The organism is Bordetella tumbae (genome assembly GCF_965139195.1).
Classification (GTDB): domain Bacteria; phylum Pseudomonadota; class Gammaproteobacteria; order Burkholderiales; family Burkholderiaceae_B; genus Bordetella_A; species Bordetella_A tumbae.
Map to the genome: position 1 here is coordinate 14190 of NZ_CBCSJH010000049.1, position 18313 is coordinate 32502.

General features: G+C 59.4%; 18 protein-coding genes. 6 read left to right on the top strand and 12 right to left on the bottom strand.

Annotated features, from left to right (window positions below):
- Positions 1 to 8 precede the first annotated feature (8 nt).
- From ACNA0J_RS27210 to ACNA0J_RS27225, 4 genes are all read right to left on the bottom strand, one after another.
- A complete protein-coding gene (locus ACNA0J_RS27210; protein WP_415822034.1) occupies positions 9 to 875 on the bottom strand; it encodes a branched-chain amino acid ABC transporter permease in 867 nt (288 codons plus the stop codon).
- A 93-nt stretch (positions 876 to 968) separates the two neighbouring features.
- Positions 969 to 2138, bottom strand: coding sequence for an ABC transporter substrate-binding protein (locus ACNA0J_RS27215; protein WP_415822036.1), 1170 nt, complete (start codon positions 2136 to 2138; stop codon positions 969 to 971).
- A 122-nt stretch (positions 2139 to 2260) separates the two neighbouring features.
- Entirely contained in the window at positions 2261 to 3667 is a 1407-nt protein-coding gene (locus ACNA0J_RS27220) for an amidase (RefSeq protein WP_415822037.1), read from the bottom strand.
- Positions 3664 to 3870, bottom strand: a complete 207-nt coding sequence (locus ACNA0J_RS27225) for a hypothetical protein (RefSeq protein WP_415822038.1) — start codon at positions 3868 to 3870, stop codon at positions 3664 to 3666. The genes ACNA0J_RS27220 and ACNA0J_RS27225 overlap by 4 nt, the downstream gene beginning before the upstream one ends.
- Before the next feature lie 187 nt (positions 3871 to 4057).
- On the opposite strand from ACNA0J_RS27225, the gene ACNA0J_RS27230 reads away from it, so the two are divergent.
- The gene (locus ACNA0J_RS27230) at positions 4058 to 4942 is read left to right on the top strand and encodes a LysR family transcriptional regulator (protein ID WP_415822039.1); all 885 of its coding nucleotides are present in this window, start codon (positions 4058 to 4060) and stop codon (positions 4940 to 4942) included.
- Here the strand turns inward: ACNA0J_RS27230 and hpxZ are convergent.
- The 4 genes from hpxZ to ACNA0J_RS27250 are packed head-to-tail and all read right to left on the bottom strand — an operon-like array spanning position 4923 to position 7966.
- The gene (gene hpxZ / locus ACNA0J_RS27235; RefSeq protein WP_415822040.1) at positions 4923 to 5300 is read right to left on the bottom strand and encodes an oxalurate catabolism protein HpxZ; all 378 of its coding nucleotides are present in this window, start codon (positions 5298 to 5300) and stop codon (positions 4923 to 4925) included. The genes ACNA0J_RS27230 and hpxZ overlap by 20 nt on opposite strands.
- The gene (locus ACNA0J_RS27240) at positions 5300 to 6121 is read right to left on the bottom strand and encodes an ABC transporter ATP-binding protein (protein ID WP_415822042.1); all 822 of its coding nucleotides are present in this window, start codon (positions 6119 to 6121) and stop codon (positions 5300 to 5302) included. Before ACNA0J_RS27240 ends, hpxZ begins: the two co-directional genes overlap by 1 nt.
- The gene (locus tag ACNA0J_RS27245) at positions 6121 to 6951 is read right to left on the bottom strand and encodes an ABC transporter permease (protein WP_415822044.1); all 831 of its coding nucleotides are present in this window, start codon (positions 6949 to 6951) and stop codon (positions 6121 to 6123) included. The genes ACNA0J_RS27240 and ACNA0J_RS27245 overlap by 1 nt, the downstream gene beginning before the upstream one ends.
- A 4-nt stretch (positions 6952 to 6955) precedes the next feature.
- Complete coding sequence (locus tag ACNA0J_RS27250) at positions 6956 to 7966, bottom strand: ABC transporter substrate-binding protein (RefSeq protein WP_415822046.1); 1011 nt, start codon at positions 7964 to 7966, stop codon at positions 6956 to 6958.
- Between the two features lie 426 nt (positions 7967 to 8392).
- Here ACNA0J_RS27250 and ACNA0J_RS27255 point away from each other — a divergent pair, with 426 nt between their 5' ends.
- The 5 genes from ACNA0J_RS27255 to ACNA0J_RS27275 all read left to right on the top strand — a co-directional run bounded on the left by ACNA0J_RS27255 (position 8393) and on the right by ACNA0J_RS27275 (position 13272).
- On the top strand, positions 8393 to 9322 hold the full coding sequence (locus tag ACNA0J_RS27255; RefSeq protein ID WP_415822048.1) for an ABC transporter substrate-binding protein: 930 nt from the start codon (positions 8393 to 8395) through the stop codon (positions 9320 to 9322).
- Between the two features lie 21 nt (positions 9323 to 9343).
- Positions 9344 to 10348: a FecCD family ABC transporter permease gene (locus ACNA0J_RS27260; protein WP_415822049.1), complete on the top strand. Its 1005-nt coding sequence runs from the start codon at positions 9344 to 9346 to the stop codon at positions 10346 to 10348.
- Between the two features lie 6 nt (positions 10349 to 10354).
- Entirely contained in the window at positions 10355 to 11416 is a 1062-nt protein-coding gene (locus ACNA0J_RS27265; RefSeq protein WP_415822050.1) for a FecCD family ABC transporter permease, read from the top strand.
- Positions 11417 to 11423: 7 nt separating this feature from the next.
- Positions 11424 to 12257, top strand: coding sequence for an ABC transporter ATP-binding protein (locus ACNA0J_RS27270; RefSeq protein ID WP_415822051.1), 834 nt, complete (start codon positions 11424 to 11426; stop codon positions 12255 to 12257).
- Positions 12258 to 12438: 181 nt separating this feature from the next.
- Positions 12439 to 13272: an aldo/keto reductase gene (locus ACNA0J_RS27275; protein ID WP_415822053.1), complete on the top strand. Its 834-nt coding sequence runs from the start codon at positions 12439 to 12441 to the stop codon at positions 13270 to 13272.
- A gap of 7 nt (positions 13273 to 13279) precedes the next feature.
- Here the strand turns inward: ACNA0J_RS27275 and ACNA0J_RS27280 are convergent, their stop codons facing one another.
- From ACNA0J_RS27280 to ACNA0J_RS27295, 4 genes are all read right to left on the bottom strand, one after another.
- The gene (locus ACNA0J_RS27280; protein WP_415822057.1) at positions 13280 to 15658 is read right to left on the bottom strand and encodes a TonB-dependent receptor; all 2379 of its coding nucleotides are present in this window, start codon (positions 15656 to 15658) and stop codon (positions 13280 to 13282) included.
- 168 nt (positions 15659 to 15826) lie between these two features.
- The gene (locus ACNA0J_RS27285) at positions 15827 to 16801 is read right to left on the bottom strand and encodes a FecR family protein (protein ID WP_415822054.1); all 975 of its coding nucleotides are present in this window, start codon (positions 16799 to 16801) and stop codon (positions 15827 to 15829) included.
- A 27-nt stretch (positions 16802 to 16828) separates the two neighbouring features.
- A complete protein-coding gene (locus ACNA0J_RS27290; protein ID WP_415822055.1) occupies positions 16829 to 17332 on the bottom strand; it encodes a sigma-70 family RNA polymerase sigma factor in 504 nt (167 codons plus the stop codon).
- Between the two features lie 108 nt (positions 17333 to 17440).
- Positions 17441 to 18130, bottom strand: coding sequence for a GntR family transcriptional regulator (locus ACNA0J_RS27295; protein WP_415822056.1), 690 nt, complete (start codon positions 18128 to 18130; stop codon positions 17441 to 17443).
- Positions 18131 to 18313 lie beyond the last annotated feature (183 nt).

Sequence of the window (18313 nt, forward strand, 5' to 3'; positions counted from 1 at the left end):
GCAAGGATTCATTCAGGTTTGCCAAGGAGCCCCCAGGGTCGGAATATCAGCAACGCGACGACCACACCGAACGAGACGAACGACGACACCGACGCGCCATAGAAAGTGGACAGAAAACTTTCTGCAAAGCCCAGCAGCACGCCTCCCAGCGCCGCACCGGATACGCTGCCCATTCCCCCTAAAATCACCACGATGAATGCGACCATCAGCGGACGGTCACCCATGAATGGCGACAGTGCATAGGTCTGCGCATAGAGACCGCCCGCCAATGCCGTCATAAAGATCGCGATGAAAAAAGCCAACATGTAGATGAATCGCGTATTGATGCCTTGTGTAGCCGCGATATCGGAATCGAGCGCCGCCGCGCGCATGGCCAGGCCTTGCCGCGTATGGGTCACGAAAAACCAGAACAAGCCCAGCACCACGACGGCGATGCCCATGATGATCAATCGATCCATCGGCAGCAATACGCCATGCACATCGAGCATGGTATCCGTCACAGCGGGCAACGAACGCTCGTTGACATCCCAGATCAGCACCGCCGCATAGACCAGCGCCATATTCAGGCCCAGCAGTGCAATCATGCTTTGGAACATCTTGTGGTAGAACCAGCGGAATACCAGGCGCTCAAGCACCAGCGCCAACAGCGCGACGATCAGCGCGCCGCCCACCACGGCGATCGGATACGGCAAACCGTAAATCCCGTACAAGTAGTACAACGCGTAGCCGCCCAACATGGCAAAGGCGCCATGCGCAAAATTGACGACTCGCATGATGCCGAACAACAGCGTAAATCCCAGCGCAACCAGGATATAGATGGAACTGAGGCTCAGGCCGTTGATGAAGACCTGGCTCAGGATCGGTAAAGAGAACATCGGCGGATCTCACTAGGTCGGACGAGTAGATACCGGCGCCACCATTCTGAGGGGTCAAGCGGCGCGCGGGCACAACCTCATTGCAAAGACGGCTTAGCGCTTTTCGGGCTGCAATGCCTGGATAGTGACTTGCTTGCCGTCCTTGACCTCGACGATCCAGAACTTCATCAGCAATTGGTGTTCGACGCCGTAGTCTTTCATCCCGCCCCAACGCACCGGCCCGAACAGTCCGGCGTCGTAGTCGTCGAGTTTCTCCAGCGAATCACGCACCGCAGTGACCTCTGTCGTCCCGGCACGGCGAATCGCCTCGAGCATGATTTTCGCGGCGTTGTACCAGCCTGGCGCTTGAGCGTTGATCACGCCATCACCATATTTTTTACGGTATGCCTCGATAAAACCCTTTGCATCAGGCGAATCGAAGTCGAACACATTCAGCGAAATAAAGCCGTTCGCCAGGGGGCCGGCAATATCCACGATCTCGTCGACCGAAGGTCCCCCCACCTGCCAGATGGTCTTTTTAAAGCCGCTCTGGCGCGCCTGTTTGAGCAGCAATGCCGCCTCGCCAGGCGCGTTGCTGTTCAAGTCCAGTGCGTCGACATTCTGAGCGATCATGCGCGCCATCAAGGGGGTGAATTCCTTTGCGCCGCGATCGTAGAGCTCGGTCCAGACTTCGATGCCATTGGCTTTGTAGTACTCGGCCAATTGAGGCACGACCGATTGTCCCACCGCATCGTTGGGTGCAATCAATGCGACTTTCTTGACGTCGGGATGTGTCTCATGAAACCACTTCACCATCGGCGGCCCGAACTCGACCGTACTGTTCATCGCACGGAAGTTGTAGGGCGATTTCGACTCGTTCTTCAATATGGTGGGCGAAAAGCCATTGGACAACAACAGCACCTTGGCCGGGTTCGTCACCGCCACCGCGCTCAACACCGATGGCGACCCGATAGGACCGATGATGAACTTGACATTGTCGGCATTGATCAGCCGATCAGCCGCCAATCGCCCTCCCGCTGCGGTGTATTTATCATCGTACATGACCAATTTCGGCGTGTAGACTTTGTCACCTACCTTCAGACCGCCCGCCGCATTGACCTCGTCGAACGCGATCTGGATCCCACGCTGCAGGGCCAGCCCCCAGGCGGTGCCGCCGCCCGAGAGTGGTCCGATGCCGCCGATTTTCAATTCTTCCTGGGCGCCAGCCGTAGAGGCCAGCATCATCGCTGCGACGAATGACAGTACCTTGATCTGCTTAAACATGCGCGTTCCCCTTGAACAATTTGGTTTGACTTGCCTCAGCTTGTTGTCGTGATCTTCCTCTTGTCGATATGCCCTCCTGAAAGTGCTCCCCCCGCACTTTTCAAGCGTCTCGTGTGCGGTCGCTAGGCGGCCTCCTGGTCGATAGCGGGATGCTGTCCGCGCCACGCTGTAACCTGTTCGAATCCTGCTCCTGCCCGCAGTACTTTGGCGTCCTCATGGCAACGGCCAACGAATTGCAGCGACAAAGGCAATCCTTTACCGGACAAGCCGCACATCACCGCCAACGCAGGATGCCCGGTCAAGTTGAACGGCGAACGCGCCTGACGAGCATAAGTACGAGCAAACTCGACCTCGTCGTCGAGCGCCGACGCCGGCTCCAGAGAATTGGCGACGATCAGGATGTCAACATCACGCAGTACTCGGTCAACCGCCTCGATCAGTTGCAAGCGCCAGCGTTGCGCCTGGACGTAATCCCCCGCGCCGAGAAATGCGCCGACAATCAGTTTTCGCCGGGCGATATACGAGTAGTCAGCCGGCCGCTCGCGCAGCCAATTCGCGTGCACCGCCCAGGACTCTGCATGAAAGATCACGCGTTGCGCGGTGGTAAAGCGAGCCAGAGGCGGCAGGCTCACGTCCGTCACCGATGCGCCGTGTTGACGCAACACCTGAACGGCGTCGTCGATGGCGCCGACCACCTCGAGACTGGCCTGCATGTCCTGCTCATGAAAATGACGCACCAGACCGAACCGCAGGCCGCGCAGGCCACCGGTCAGTTCGGCGGTGTAGTCGTCCACCGTTTTTCGTGCGCTGCCTGGGTCCTCGGGGTCGTGACCGCCGATCACGTTCATGGCGATGGCGAGATCCTCGCTCGAGCGCGCAATAGGCCCCACGTGGTCCAAGGTAAAGCAAAGCGGAAACACGCCATGGCGCGACACAGCGCCATAGGTGGGTTTCAATCCCACCACCCCGCAATGTCCCGCCGGATTACGGATCGAACCTCCCGTATCCGTCCCCAGCGCCAGTGGCACGAACCCCGCCGCCACCGCAGCGCCTGAACCCGAAGACGACCCTCCCGTCTGGTGTTCTGGATCCCAGGGGTTGCGGGCTGGCGGATAGGCGGCATCGTCGCTGGGCCCGCCGATAGCGAACTCATGCAGCGCCAGCTTACCCAGGCTGATCGCACCCGCGTCGCGCAGCCGTTTGACGACCGTCGCGTCGCGCTCGGCCACCTGATCGAGCATGAGACGGGAATGGCAACTCGTGACTTGCCCGGCCATGTCAATCAGATCCTTCAGTGCAACCGGCACGCCATGCAATGGGCCCCGCCAATTCCCCGCAGCGATCTCGCGTCCTGCCTGCCGGGCTTGTGCGAGCGCCCCCTCTGCGTCCAGCGATACAAAGGCGTTGATGCCGCCGTCATAGCGTTCAATGCGCGAGAGTAGCGCCGTCACGGCAGTTTCAGGGGTCAAGGCGCCATTACGGTAGGCACGCGACAGGTCGCCGGCAGTCATCCAATGAATATCGTTCACGGGCAACTCCTCGCCTGCATCGGTGGCCATACCTCGGCCTTCACATCATCGAGCGTGAACAAGACGTTGCGCAACTGCATCGCCGACTGCACGGCAGCCAGCAGATCCTGTTCAAAGGCGCTTACGATTTCATCCAGGCCCGCATCGCGCGCCATCAGCAGATACAAGGGGTTGATCCGACTGGCCGCACCTGACGACGCCATGATTGCATTCCCAGTTAGTGAACATGGGAGTAGTTAACCGGATTACTTAATAAATAACTATTGGATAATATCCATGCATTATTCGAAAAAAACTAAGTCCCAAGTCGGTCTCGAATATCGGAGTATTAGCCGCTGCCACTGCAGCAAAGACCTGTGCTGATGCGGACGCTTGAAACGGGGAATGGGCATGAACATCAAGTACCGGCAACTGCAGGCCTTTACGCTTGCCGCCAAACTGGGATCCTTTGCCAAGGCGGCAGAGGAGCTATGCATTACCCAGCCGTCCTTTTCGGTGCAAATACGCGAACTCGAGCATGATCTCGGCCTGCAATTATTCGAGCGCACCACGCGCTCTTGCCGGCTGACGCCCGCAGGCACGACCTTTCACCGAGAAATCGCGCCCATCCTGCATGACCTGCGGCAGGCCTATGGCCGTGCGATCGACGTGGGCGCCGGCCGCAGCGGCCAGCTGCTCTTGTCGGCCTTGCCTTCGCTGTCTTTTGGCCTGCTGACAGAAGTGCTGGGCCGATTCAATCAGGATTACCCTAATGTACGTATCCGCATGCGCGAGGAGCTGAACGTCGCGGTCATCGAGTCGGTCAAGCGTGGCGAGGTAGAGCTGGGCGTCGGCTCCGAGCTGAACGGCGACCCCGAGTTGGGATTCATGCAACTGTTTCACGACGACCTGGTCGTCGTCGCCCCGATACGGCACGCGATCTTCGACGAGCCGCTGAAATGGAACCGCGTTGGCGACTACCCACTCATCATGTTGACCATGGGGTCCGCAGATCGCGCGATTCTCGCCAACCGTCCCGGCATCACGCCAACCATCGAAGTGGCTTATATGGGCACCGCCGTCAGCATGGTGCGCAACGGCATGGGCATCACGATCCTACCCAGCAGTGCCCTGAAAGGAGTCGACATGGAGGGCTTGCAGGCGCAAGCCCTCCCGGGAAAAGATTGCCGCCGCACGATAGGCGTGCTCTACCGCAAACGTGCCCCGTTGAGCACCATCGCCCATGCCTTTGTCCATCTGCTACAGAATAATGCTGCTACGGTTTCAACTGGCTGACATGTGCCGCCGCCACACGCCACCCATCAGGCGTGCGTACCCACGTCTGGCTTTGGCGCCCGGTTCCGGCGACACCCTCCCGCCGGAACTCCATATTGCACGTGGCGAAATCCCGGCCATACGTCGTGATCACCGTTTTGAGCACCTCTCGATCCAGCCCCTTTGACGGCCGGCCGGCACGAAAGGCCTGGATCTCGTCATAGCCGTATAGATTTTCACCTGCCCCATAGCGCAAGGTATGCGGACTGTCCCAGAACAATTCGTCCAGCACCGCGACGTCATTGCCCGTGAGGGCCTTTTCATAGCGGTCGAATTGCACTTTCACCTCGGCCACAACCTCTGGCAGGTTGATTTCCATTACCGTCGTACCTCACGTTGAAAGATTTCCAGACTGAGTTTTTTGGTCTCGATAAAACTGGGCTGCGACAACGTCTCGATCGTACGCGGCCGTGCGTCGCGATAATCGAGAATCTCGGCAACGCGGGTAGGCCGTTTGGTCAGCAGCAGCACCTGATCGGCGAGATAGACCGCCTCCTCGAGATCATGCGACACCAACAGCATGGTCGTACCCGTTTGCATGAACACTTCCTGCAATTTTTCCCGAATGAACAGGGTCATCTCGAAATCCAATGCAGAGAACGGCTCATCCAGAAACAAGACCTCGGGCTTTGGCGCCAAGGCACGCATGATCGATGCCGTTTGCTGCTGACCGCCCGACAATTCGTAAGGATAGCGGTTTAAATCGAACTTCACGTCAAACGACGCGATCAGCTCCTCCATCCGGCGATCGACTTCGACCTTGGTCTTGCCCTCCAGCATCAAGGGATAGGCAATATTGTCGATCGTGCGCATCCAGGGAAACATCGCTTCGCGATAGTTCTGGAACACATAACCGATGCGAGTGTCTTTCAGCGACTTGCCATCGAACAGGATCTCACCGCGATCAATGGGAATCAGGCCCGCGATCATATTGATCAGCGTGCTCTTGCCGCAGCCATTGGGGCCGAACACCGACACGATGCGGTTTTTCGGAATATCAAGATCGAAATTCTCATACAGCGGCCAACCCGCAAAATACTTGGTCAAACCGCGTATGGTGATATGCGTGCCCGCAGGTCCAGGGGTAAATCGCGGCGCAGGCACGTCGGCATAAGCCGGAACATTCAATACAGCACTCATTATCGTCCGCTCCAATGTACGACGCGACGCTCGATCACCAGGAACAGGATGTTGAGGACATACCCCAACGCGCCCGCTGCCAAAATCGCGGCATACATCGTTTTGACATTCAGGATTTGCTGGGCATCGATGATGGCGTGACCCAGACCGTTTTCAGAACCGATAAACATCTCGGCCACGATCACGATCACCAGCGCCATCGACACTGCCGAGCGCAACCCGACAAAACTGGGCTGCAGACTTTCCCATACCAACACATCCTTGAAGATGCGCCAACGAGAGGCACCCATGACCTTGGCCGCCATGACGCGCTGTTTACGCGCATTAATCACACCATAGGCGCTGTTAAAGATCACGATCAGCAATGCACCAAATGCCGCGATCGCCACCTTGTTGAAATCGGACACGCCGAAAATCAACAGAAACAGCGGAATCAACGCGGAGGACGGCGTAGACCGAAAGAAGTCCACCAAAAACTCCACACTGCGATAAGCGCGCTCGTTGCTGCCCAGCAAAACACCCAGGGGCATACCGATCACGGCGGCAATCGCAAAGGCTTGCAGCGTGCGGCTGACAGTCACGAGAAAATCCGTCAACAAATCGCCGCCGGCCAGCCCCTGCACCAGCGCCACGAGCGTGTCCACAGGCCCTGGCAACAAGATTGGCTTGATAAAGCCCATCCGCACGACCAGGTCCCAAATGATGAACAATACGATCGGCCCGACAAAGGGCAATAGCCGATCCCCAAATGGCGCACGCGGTGGCGCGGCATCATGCGAGGCAGGCGGAGCCCACGTGCGCGCTCCCGGAGACACTGCAGATTTTTCCATGAGGTCAGGCCTTGTAAATCAATCCAACGACATCGATCTTGCGCGCGAAGATCTGCTTCTCGGTAAATAGATCGAAGTATTTCTGGAAATACTCCACGTCGCTGGCTTTGAATTCGTCGTACATGACGTAGGCAGCCAGAGGGACTTCCTTGGTCAATGCGCCTTCGATCGCGGTGTAGCCTTTCATATACTGCCGAGCCTCGTCAGGCTGGTTTCGCACGAGATCGATGCCACGGCGATAGGCCGCGATGAATTTGGTCGCCACTTCCGGATTCTTTTTCAGGAATTCGCTGGTCAGGCTGGCCGAGCCGCCATGCCAAGGCGCCATGGGGTCTCCCAGGATGTAGTGCGCCACGACACCAGCCTCCAGCACGCGAGTTGTGCCATTGAGCCGCCCTACCGTACCGGTAGGCTCCAGCGTATAGCATCCTTCCACCTGCCCCGCCGCAACCGCTGCCACGTGCTGGCCGATGGGCAATTCGATCACCGACGCGCCCTCGGCTCCAGCACGCTCGAGCATGGTCTTGGCCAGCGTCACGTTCTGAATTCCCGGACCGCACGCAATCCGCTTTCCCTTGAAATCCGCCACGGTTTTATAGGGGCTTTCCTTGGCGACGATGAATTCATCCAATACGTCTTTGACGTTGGTGGGATTGGTGCAGAAAATTTTGAACAGACCGGGCTGCGCGATTTCGCCAATCCCCAGGTTGGCCGACCCGGTACCGTTGGAGCTGCCGTCGCAGCGGCCGGCCAGCATGGCTTCCATGACCTGCTGAGCACCGGCGAACTTCTGTCCTTCGACATCCAGACCCGCTTCTTTGAAATAGCCTTTTTCCAGCGCGGCATAAAACGGCAACCCTGATGCGACCGGCCAGAAGCCGATGCGAATTTTGGGAGCGGTCTGAGCTCGTACCAGCGCAGGAGCAGCCAGCACGCCAAACAACGCGGCGCTGGAACGCAACACGCGGCGACGGCTGGCACTGGCCAACAGGGTAGCGGAACAAGCTTTACTCATGGGGAACTCCAATAACAGCGAACAAGGGGCGGACTCGTTGGGAATCCAGGCTTGTATACCGTCATGCAAAATCCGTGCCATATGGCCGAGATGGCGAGTCGCCCTTAGGAAATACCCGGTGCCCCCTTTGCAACCCAGTCCCGTCTATTCCGCTGACGCACACGAACCGTGCGCACCGCTACTGTGCGCGAATGGATCGCGCACCATATCAGTGCAAAAAGCCGCTGGTTCTCATTGCCGCTGCCATCGCTCCCGGTGTCCGCGTAATCGAATGCAATATTTGTGGCTACCCGCCTGCCATTCAGCTTGATGTAAATGAAGGTAAACTCGGGAAATAAGACTTATTCCTGGTTTAGACCTACCGGCAGTTGCCTCAGCTGCGCCCTGACCAAGCTCGTTTGGACCGCTCTACCCCGAAGGAACCTCATGCGTTTTGCCGTTTTATCCCCCGTTCGCGCCCTGCCCGCTGTTGCTGCAGCCCTGATCGCCAGTCTGGCCCTCACTACGCAAGCCCTGGCCGCCGAACAGACCGTGCAAACCGCATTTGGCGACGTCAAGATCGAAGGCACGCCAACCCGTGTCGTCACCCTGGGGGAAAACGCACTGGACGCAACGGCCGCTCTGGGCGTCAAGCCCGTCGGCGCGCTCGCGAGCCGCGGCGGCACCGACATCCCTAATTATTTAAAGGACAAAACTGGCCAATTGCCGCTCGTGGGCACCGTGCGCGAACCCAACCTGGAAGCCATCCTGGCCCAGCAGCCCGACCTGATACTGTCTGCCACCGGCCTGACCAAGGAGATGTACGACAAGCTCAGCTTGATCGCGCCGACGGTCGTACCTCCGGGCGGCTCCTTCGATCCGTGGGAAGACACGCTGCGGCTCTACGCCAAGACCGTCAACAAATCCGACGAAGCTGAAAAGCGCATTGCCGAAGTCGAAACGCGCATCGCCGACCTGAGCAAACGTCTTCCAGCCGACACGACCGTATCCGTCCTGCGCTGGAATCCGCAGGGACCCCAGATGATGTCGAGCCGCCTGTTCGCAGGCGCCTTGTTGAGCAAACTGGGCCTAAAGCAAAATGCGTTGGCTGAAAGCCTGACACAACGCCCACACAGCGACATCCTCAGTCTGGAAAATCTGAATAAAGCCGACGCCGATTGGATCTTCCTGGCCACACTGAATCCCGATGGTAAAAAGGCCGTCGAGGAGGCTCGCAATCAACCCGCCTTTACCCGCCTGAAAGCCGCCCAAGACCAGCACGTCGTCAGCGTCGACGGCCAGATCTGGAGCAGCAGCTCGGGTTATTTCGCCGCACAGCGCATCCTCGACGATGTGGAGAAATCGCTGGCGAAGTAACGACGACGTACTGGCGCACTGATGGTCCCGACAAAATCTACGATGCCGCTGAAGGCGCTCGGCGTTAGCGCGCTGTGCCTGCTGCTTTTATGTCTGCTGAGCTTATTGGTGGGTGCCGGCGATGTCGGCCCTGCCGATAGCCTGCGTGCGTTACTGGGAGGCGGGACCGACAATGCCCGCTTTACCGTCCTGCAACTGCGTTGGACCCGCACCGAACTGGCGTTATTGGTGGGCGTGTCCCTGGGAGTCGCCGGCCTGCTCATGCAAGCCGTGACCCGCAACCCCTTGGCCGAGCCGGGTTTATTGGGCGTCAGTGCAGGCTCGTCGTTCGCTGTTGTGCTGGCGATACTGCTGGGTGCGTCAGCGGCCGCCACCTATCTCTCTGCCGCCTTTATCGGTGCGATGGCCGGCTGCATGCTGGTCATGGTCGTCATGCGCATGCGCGGTGTCGGCGATGACCCTATTCGTCTGGTTCTTGCAGGGGCAGCCTTTACTGGCCTGCTGCAGGCAGGCAGCAGCATGATTCTGCTCTCCGATCAACGCACCGCCGATGAGATCCGGTTCTGGGTCGTCGGCGGTGTGGCAGGACGCCCGCTCGAAACTTTCTCCTGGACACTACCAGGGCTCATCCTGGGCCTATTGATCGCGTTGCCTTTGATTCGCCCTCTGGCTGCGCTGGCGTTGGGCGAGCATGTGGCCAAAGGCCTGGGCCACCACCCGCACGTAGTACGGCTGGCCACGCTGTTATCGGTCGCCTTGCTGGTGGGCACCGCCAATGCCGCAGCGGGCCCTATCGCTTTTCTGGGTCTGATCGTGCCGTACATCGCGCGCCGCCTGGTCGGCACGGACATCCGCAAACTCCTCGGGCTATGCGTCCTGCTCGGACCCTGTGTGCTGCTGCTGGCCGATATTGTGTCCCGCGTAGCAGTGCGCCCGTACGAGCTGCCCGTGGGCGTACTGACCGCGTTTATAGGTGCGCCGATTTTGATTGCCGTAGTGCGTGGCCATCGGCTGCCTGGTTTGTGATTCCCGATGTCTAACTCTGCCTCCCTCCACCGCCCTCATGGCTATATCGTGCTGCGTGCGGGCGGCGTGTCACTGCTGTTGCACCAGCGCAGTACGTGGGTCTTTCTGCTGTTGTCGCTGCTGTTGGCATTCGTATGCGTGTTCTGTCTCAGCGCCGGCGGCCCCAAGCCCCTGGCGTTGAGCGAGACCTTTGCCACGCTGCTGGGCGGCGGCACGCCCATGCAGCGCCTGCTGATCATGGAATTGCGCGTGCCGCGTATTCTGGCGGGCCTCTTCAGTGGTGCAGCCTTGGGCGCTGCGGGCTGCCTCATGCAGACACTGGCCCGCAACCGACTGGCAACCCCGGGCATCGTCGGGATCGACAACGGCGCGACGGCCTTTGCCGTGGCGTCGATCGTAGGAGTCGCCAGCAGCCTGGCCCCGTCTACTTTAGCGCTGTCCGGTGCGGCCACGGCAGCAGCCATGACGTTCATACTCGCGTCGGGCGCAGGCGCACGCGGCTATCGCTTCATCGTGGTGGGTATCGCAGTAGGCGCCCTCTTTGGCGCCCTGACAAACCTGATGCTCGCCCGAGCCGCCATTGACGCCGCCAATGCCGCCTATCCCTGGACCGTAGGCAGCCTGAACGCGCGCCCGGCTGCCACCGTCCATCTCCTGGGCTACAGCCTGCCCGTCCTGTTATTCCTCAGCCTGATGTTGACACGCGGCCTGGCCGCCATGCGGTTCACAGACAGTGTGGCCATCGGCCTGGGCATACGCTTGCAAGCCATGCGCATCGGCACCCTCATCGTGACCGTCTGCCTGACCGCCCTGGCCGTCGCTGTCTGCGGCCCTGTCGGTCTGGTCTCGCTCATCGCGCCCGAGGCCGCGCGCTACCTCGGCGGACAACATGGCGTGCCTGTCTTGAACTCGGTACTGGCCGGCGCCATCCTGACCGTCTTTGCCGACTGGGTCGGCCGCACCATACTGGCCCCGATTGAACTGCCCGTAGGCATCATCCTGGCCATCATTGGCGGGCCATACTTGCTGTGGATCATCCTGCGCCAATCAGCGCAAAAACGCCCGTGATTCGACTATGAACACCCCGATTTCTCCCCTGCTCTACGCATCTGCCGACACCCGCGCGACCTTGGCCACCCAAGCCTTGCGCATGGGGTACGGCCAACGGCTCATCATTGATTCACTGGACCTGAGCCTGCCCACCGGCCAGGTCACGGCCATCGTGGGCCCGAATGGCTGCGGCAAATCGACCTTGCTGGCCGGGCTATCGCGTTTGCAGAAACCGCTGGGCGGCGCAGTATTGCTCAACGGCAAAGCCATCAACACATTGCCCAGCCGCGAAGTCGCTCGCCTATTGGCGCTCTTGCCCCAGGACGCGAGCGCCCCCGATGGACTGACCGTGTCAGAACTGATTCGCTTTGGCCGCCAACCCCATCAGGGTTTGCTGCGTCAATGGAGCGATCAGGATCAGGCCGTGGTCCAGGCTGCGCTCGACGTAGCCGATCTGAACAACTTGGCCGATCGCCCCCTGGAATCGATGTCCGGCGGCCAGCGCCAGCGCGCCTGGATCGCGATGGCGATCGCGCAGGACACCCCTTTACTGCTGCTGGACGAGCCGACCTCTGCGCTGGACCTCGGGCACCAGATCGAGGTCTTTGAACTGATTCGCCAATTGGCGCACGTCGGCAAGACCGTCGTCATGGTGGTCCACGACCTGTCCAGCGCATGCCGTTACGCCGATCACATCGTGGCGATGAAGCAAGGCAAGATCGTGGACCAAGGTCCACCCGCACATATCGTGACGCCCGAGCTGGTCGAAACGCTTTATGGCGTACGCTGCACCTTGATGCAAGACCCGCAGACAGGCACGCCTGTGATTGCGGGCGTCAGTTTGATTGAGAAAAGGTGAATGCGGCAAACCGGGTCAGGCTCGCAGCCCAAAGGCGTTGAGACCAGACATCAGGCTTTGAACACGTCACGCCGTTGCTCGCCGCTATCGCGCCTTTGCCTACGCTGGATCACACGCGTGTCATTTCGTGTTCAGGCCACTCGTCGTATCATGGCACGAGCATTCATCAAAGGAGCCGCCCATGAGCAACAACATCGCCCCCACCATAGCACTGCGCAATGGTGTAGCCATGCCGCAATTAGGGTTGGGCACATGGCCCATGGACGATGCAGAAGCAACGCGTGCGGTCTCCGGTGCTTTGCAGATGGGTTATCGGCTCATCGACACGGCAGAGAACTATCGCAATGAAGCCGGCGTAGGCGCAGGCATTCGTGCGTCTGGCGTTGCTCGCGATCAACTATTCGTCACGACTAAATTCAACCGCGAATGGCATAGCGTCGAAGGCCCTCGACAGGCCTGCGAGGCGAGCTTGAAACGTCTGGGCCTGGACTATATCGATCTGCTGTTGATCCACTGGCCCAATCCCAAACAAGACCGTTACGTCGAGGCTTTCCAAGGGCTGACCCGACTGTTGGAAACCGGTCTGGTACGCGCCATCGGGACGTCTAATTTCACTGTGCCGCATTTACAGCGTCTGCTGGGCCAGGGTTTGGTACCGCATGTGAATCAGATCCAACTGGACCCATATCATCTACGCAGTGACATCGTCGCGCTGCACCAAGCCCACGGCATTGTCACGGAAACGTGGAGCCCGATCGGCCGCGGGGGTGACATGCTGGCCGACCCGGCGATTGCCGCCGTGGCAAAACGTCACGGCCGCACGCCGGCTCAGGTCGTGTTGCGCTGGCATACCCAGCGCGGTTTCGTGCCCGCGCCCAAATCCTCCGACCCGGCTCGGCAGGCGCAGAACCTGAATATTTTTGATTTTCAGCTATCAGACGATGAAATCGCTGCACTGAACGCGCTGGATCGTCCCGATCCGAACATGTTGGACGCGGAACGGTTCGGGCATTGAACTCGTATCACCAACGATGCTGATACGTCAGCGTCAACAACGCTCCCGATGCCGGTAGACGGCTGGTGTTCGTGCTGCTGCGCATCAGTTGGCTATAGAGCGGGTAGTAATCGCGATTGAACAGATTTTCCACGCCGACGATCAAGGTGTCCTTGGGCGTGAACTCATACCGGCTCATCAGATCCACCGTGAAATAGCTGCTCACGTCACGGCGCCCAAAGCCCTCGTTTCCATCCAGACGATAGTCCTCGGCGCCGAAGTAGTTCGCTTGTACCCGGGTGCTCCACCGTTCAGTGGGGCGGTACTGTAAATACGCGGTGAGCTTGATCGGCGGAATACGAAAACCCGTCATATCCTGCCAATCGCCATTCTCGGGCTGTTCGCGGCCTTTCATCCAGGTAAAGGTACCGCCTGCGCCCCATTTCTCGTCGTCCGTGAGGTAATCGACAGTCCCCTCGATACCGTAGATGCGCTCTTTCGTACGCGTGAGGATCAGACCATTGTTGAAACTCTGCACATCCCCCAGTTTTGACGTCGTGTAAAACACCGCCAACGAGGCCGAGGTGTTGCTACCTATGCCGCCGCGCCATCCTAACTCGTAGTTATTGGTCTTGACTGGCTGCAGGTCCGACGATTCGATATCGAATCCCGGCCGCGCATTGCGCATCTGCACGCCGATATCGGGCAGTTGGAATCCCTGGCTGAAATTGGCATAGAACTCCTGCCCCTTTACAGGTGCATAGGCCAAGCCCGCGTTAAATAGAAACGCGTCGTAGCTGACCGAGCCACCATCCACGGTTGCAGGCGACGGCACGCGCAATTGAGACAGCGGCACAAAATCGTCGAACTTTGCGGTGGCATATTCATAACGTATGCCGCCTTGAGCCGACCATTGCTCATTGAAACGGTGCTCCAACTGGGCGAACACGCCCGTGCTGCGCGTGGTCAACTCGGGCATATAGGTCAACTGGCCCGTCTTGCGAAAGACCCGGCCACCGCTGGCGTCATACGCCGACGCATCGAAAATATCGAGCGGCATATCGCTGCGTTCCTGATTGAAATCAGCGCCCCAGAGAACTTTGGATTGATCCCCCAAAGGCGTATCGACCGTCAAACGTCCGCCTAGCACCTTGGAATTTTGCGTCACCTGATCGACCTGATTTCCCCGGGTGACCACTGCACGAGCATCAAACGGCGTGAAACGCGTAAAGTAGTCGCGGTAATACATTTGCCCGGTGATTTTGCTGCCCAGCAGATTCAAATGCTGGTATTCCAGGTTCACCAACGTATTGCGGATCTGATTCTGATCGGCGAGCTCCAGACCGCTCATGGGTAATGCCCGCGCAGTCCCCGGCGGGAGCCGCGCTACCGATGGATCAGAGGTGTAGTCAGAGTCCTGGTCTGCGTTGTAATAGCTGGCGGAAAGCTGCACACGCTGGTTCTCGTCGATGCGCAGCCCCAGCTTGCCGCCGACGCTATAGATATTCGAATCAAACAGATCACCTTGGCTGGGCTCGGGTGCAATGCGTCGGCCGTGAGCGTCGTACGAGGCCCCATTGTGACGCGCGCCCAAGTCAAAGGAATAATCCAGCATCCCCTCACTGCCCGCGAAATGCTGCTGCAGCTGCCCGCCCAGTCCATCGGCATGCAGACGCGTCAACGGACTCACGCCGGTCAGGGTCGTCTCCGAGACAAACTCCCCGCCTGCCGGACGAGTCGTAATCGACACAATCCCGCCCGTCGCACCAGCACCGTAGATGGAACTGCTGCCCCTTAATACCTCGACACTCTCGATCGTAGCGGGGTCGATATTGGCCAGATTCCGGGAGGAATCCCGATTTGTATTGAGCGGGATTCCATCTACCAACACCAGGATGCCACGGCCGCGCAACGTCTGCCCGTAATCGGTGATCGTACGGCTCGAATCCGCCATACCCGGCACTGCCTTTGCCAGCACCGTTGCCAAGTTGCCCGATCCCGTACGCAGCTCTTGCAGAGCATCGTGCTCCAGCACAATCGTCTGCTGCACGGGACTCACCAGATTGCTCGACGTACGCGAGGCGGACACTTCAATGGGCGCCATGACCGCCGCATCCGCTGCCGTTGCAGACTCGGGAGCCGCATTAGCCTCGACAATGATCGCCGCTCCCTCCCGCCGGGCATGCAAGGAAGTTCCCTTGAGCAAGGCATCTAATGCCTGCTGCGGCGACATGCGCCCTGAAACCGCGGGAGCGTTCAGACCAGCCACCGTTTGCGGCGCGTAGAAAATCTGCAGGCCATGCGCCTGGGCCAGATCCCGCAACGCCTGGTCCATCGATTGAGCAGGCATATTGATCTCGACCGGCGCTGGCTGTGCCTGGACATTGACGGCCCCCAGACTCAACATCAATGCCACCCCCACAGGCCCCAGGTATGGACTCACCCGCGCCCTGCTCCCCGATTTCCTTCGCTTCACCTTGTCGACTCCAATACTATTTGACGACGGCAACCACGCCGCCTAGCTCAATCAGGGAGAAGACGAAATTCCAGAAAAAAACCTGAATCGCCGGGCCGGTTATTTTGTAACAGCGGTGGCAGCAACGATTTCCCGACGGCCGTCGGCCAGTTGACGTACCTGCACAGGCAGAAAATGCGGCAAGGCAGCGAGGAACGCGTCCGTATCATCCGTCCGGAAAACGCCGCTGACCTGCAGTTTTCCCAATGACGGCTGCGCGGCCAGGACGACGGGCTGCTGACGATAACGCGATACCTCGCGCGCCGCACTGGCCAAGTCTGTCCCGCGAAACACGATCTGCCCTTTGCGCCACGACAATTCCGCCGCCACGTCCACGTGCTGCGGGGCCCCGGCACGGCCATTGGCGCCTATGCGAACAGCGCTACCCGCCACCACGGCGACAGGCTCGGTATCATCGCGCCCGGCCACATTGACCGAACCGGACTCGACCACCACTGACAACTGATCAGTATCGCGGCGCACATCGAACCGCGTCCCCGTAACCAATGCCGTGCCAATGCCTGCATCAACCAGAAATGGATGCTTGGCGTCCTTTTCCACCGAGAACAACGCCTGGCCAGCCAGCAACTTCACACGCCGCGCGGTCTCATCAAATCGCACCTGAATATGGCTGCCGCTGTTCAACTCCACCACAGAGCCGTCTGACAAGGTCACGTTTTGCCGCTCGCCTAAAGCGGTGCGATATTCCATCTCAATCACACGGCTCGGCCAATGCCAGATCGCCAGTCCGAGCACAAGTGCGCCCGTACAGAACGCCGCGGCAGCCTGACGCCGATTCACGCCCGAACGGCGTGGCCGCGCCGTGGCCAACGCTTGCAGGCGCTCCTCAGGTATGTCAGCCGCCACCTGCCAAATGGATTCCAAGACGCGATACTCATAAGCATGACGCGGATCGGCCGCCAGCCACGCATCCCGCTCGGCCCGCGCCGTATCGTCCCACTCGCCGGAATGGGCGCGCGCAAACCATTGGGCCGCCTGGGCACGAATGGGATCAGACCCGACGGCAGCGCTCACAGCAAAACCTCTATCACGAGCGGACACTCAATCCGGCGCATAGGCCCCCAATCGCTCTCGCAAATGCAAGGCAGTACGAATCATGTATTTCTCGATCATGTTTTTGCTTAAACCCAGGCGTTGAGCAATCTCGGCCTGCGTCAAGCCCTCCACGCGCTGCCAGACGAATACCTGGCGGCACTTGAGCGGCAACTCCTGGAGCGCGGCCTCCAGGGCATGGCCGAGTTGGCTGGCGCGGGCCTGAGAGACTGGGTCATGTAATGGATCGGCATAGGTCGCTATGGTATCAAGCGGCACCCATTCCTTGGCGCGATCGCGTCGAAACGCATCGACGGCGGCGTTGCGAGCTGCCTGGTGCAAATACGCCCGTGGCTGGGCCACGTCTGCAGAGCCTGTCTCCAGGCACTTTACCAAAGCGTCATGCGTCAAATCCCGCGCCGCCTCCCGGCACCCCAATTTCCGGGTCCAGACCGCGAGCAGCTCTTCGTAATAGGCGAGAAAACCTTGCGGGCGAGATCGGCGGGCTGACATGACAGAGGATCGATAAGATCGAACATGATAATGTTTTTTATTTGCATTAACAAATGCAGCCCGCACGATGACAATGGCGATGCCACTCGCTACGTCACCTCAATACCACTAGGTTTGTGCCGACGAAACCTGTTGCTTCTGTTCAGCCATCACGCGCAGCGCAATCACCGCCGCTTTGCCGACATGCTCGGCACACAGCTTCGATGCCAGGTCGGCATCATGGCTGCGAATAGCGGCGATGATTTCCTGCAGCTCTTTGACGGTATGGTCCAGCCGCCCAGGCTGGCTCATGGAAAACCGGCGCAGCGAATTAATGCGGTTATTCAATCCTGTCAGCATTTCCTGAACAATCGGATTGCCACAAGCCTTGAGCAACACACGATAAAACTCATTTTTGGCCTGAACCAGGGCTTTCTGATCTACATTTCCCTGACAGGCGGCCACACGCTGCAAACTGACCTCCAGAGCAGCGATGTCCTGCTCCGACGCATGCTGCGCGCAACCTGCGCCAGCCAATGCCTCCAGCGCCTGGCGCACCGCATAAATGGACTTGGCCTCTGCCAGCGTGATCTCTGCCACGGCAGGCCCGCGATGCGGCACGATGGTGATCAGCGCTTCGGCTTCCAGCTTCTGCAAGGCCTCGCGCATCAGAGAACGGCTGACATCGAATAGCTCGCACAACTCGCGTTCAACCAGTTTCTGGCCTGGCAGAAACGTGCCATCGATAATAGCGTTACGCATGCTATCGATGACCTGTTTCTTCAGCGAGACTTCGGCACGTTCAAATTGAATACTCATGGCCTCATTATTGCTTGAATTTCTTTTGCGTGGAGTTGTTCATTGCGGTCGAGGCGTGGGGGCTTTTTTTGCCGTGGTTGTTGGCTGTGGCATGCGTAGTGCGGAGTTCTTTTGGCGCAGGAGGTCGGCGTGTAAAAGCCCCGCCGGGCCTATCGCCGCGACTCGGCCCATGAGCAGGGGCCT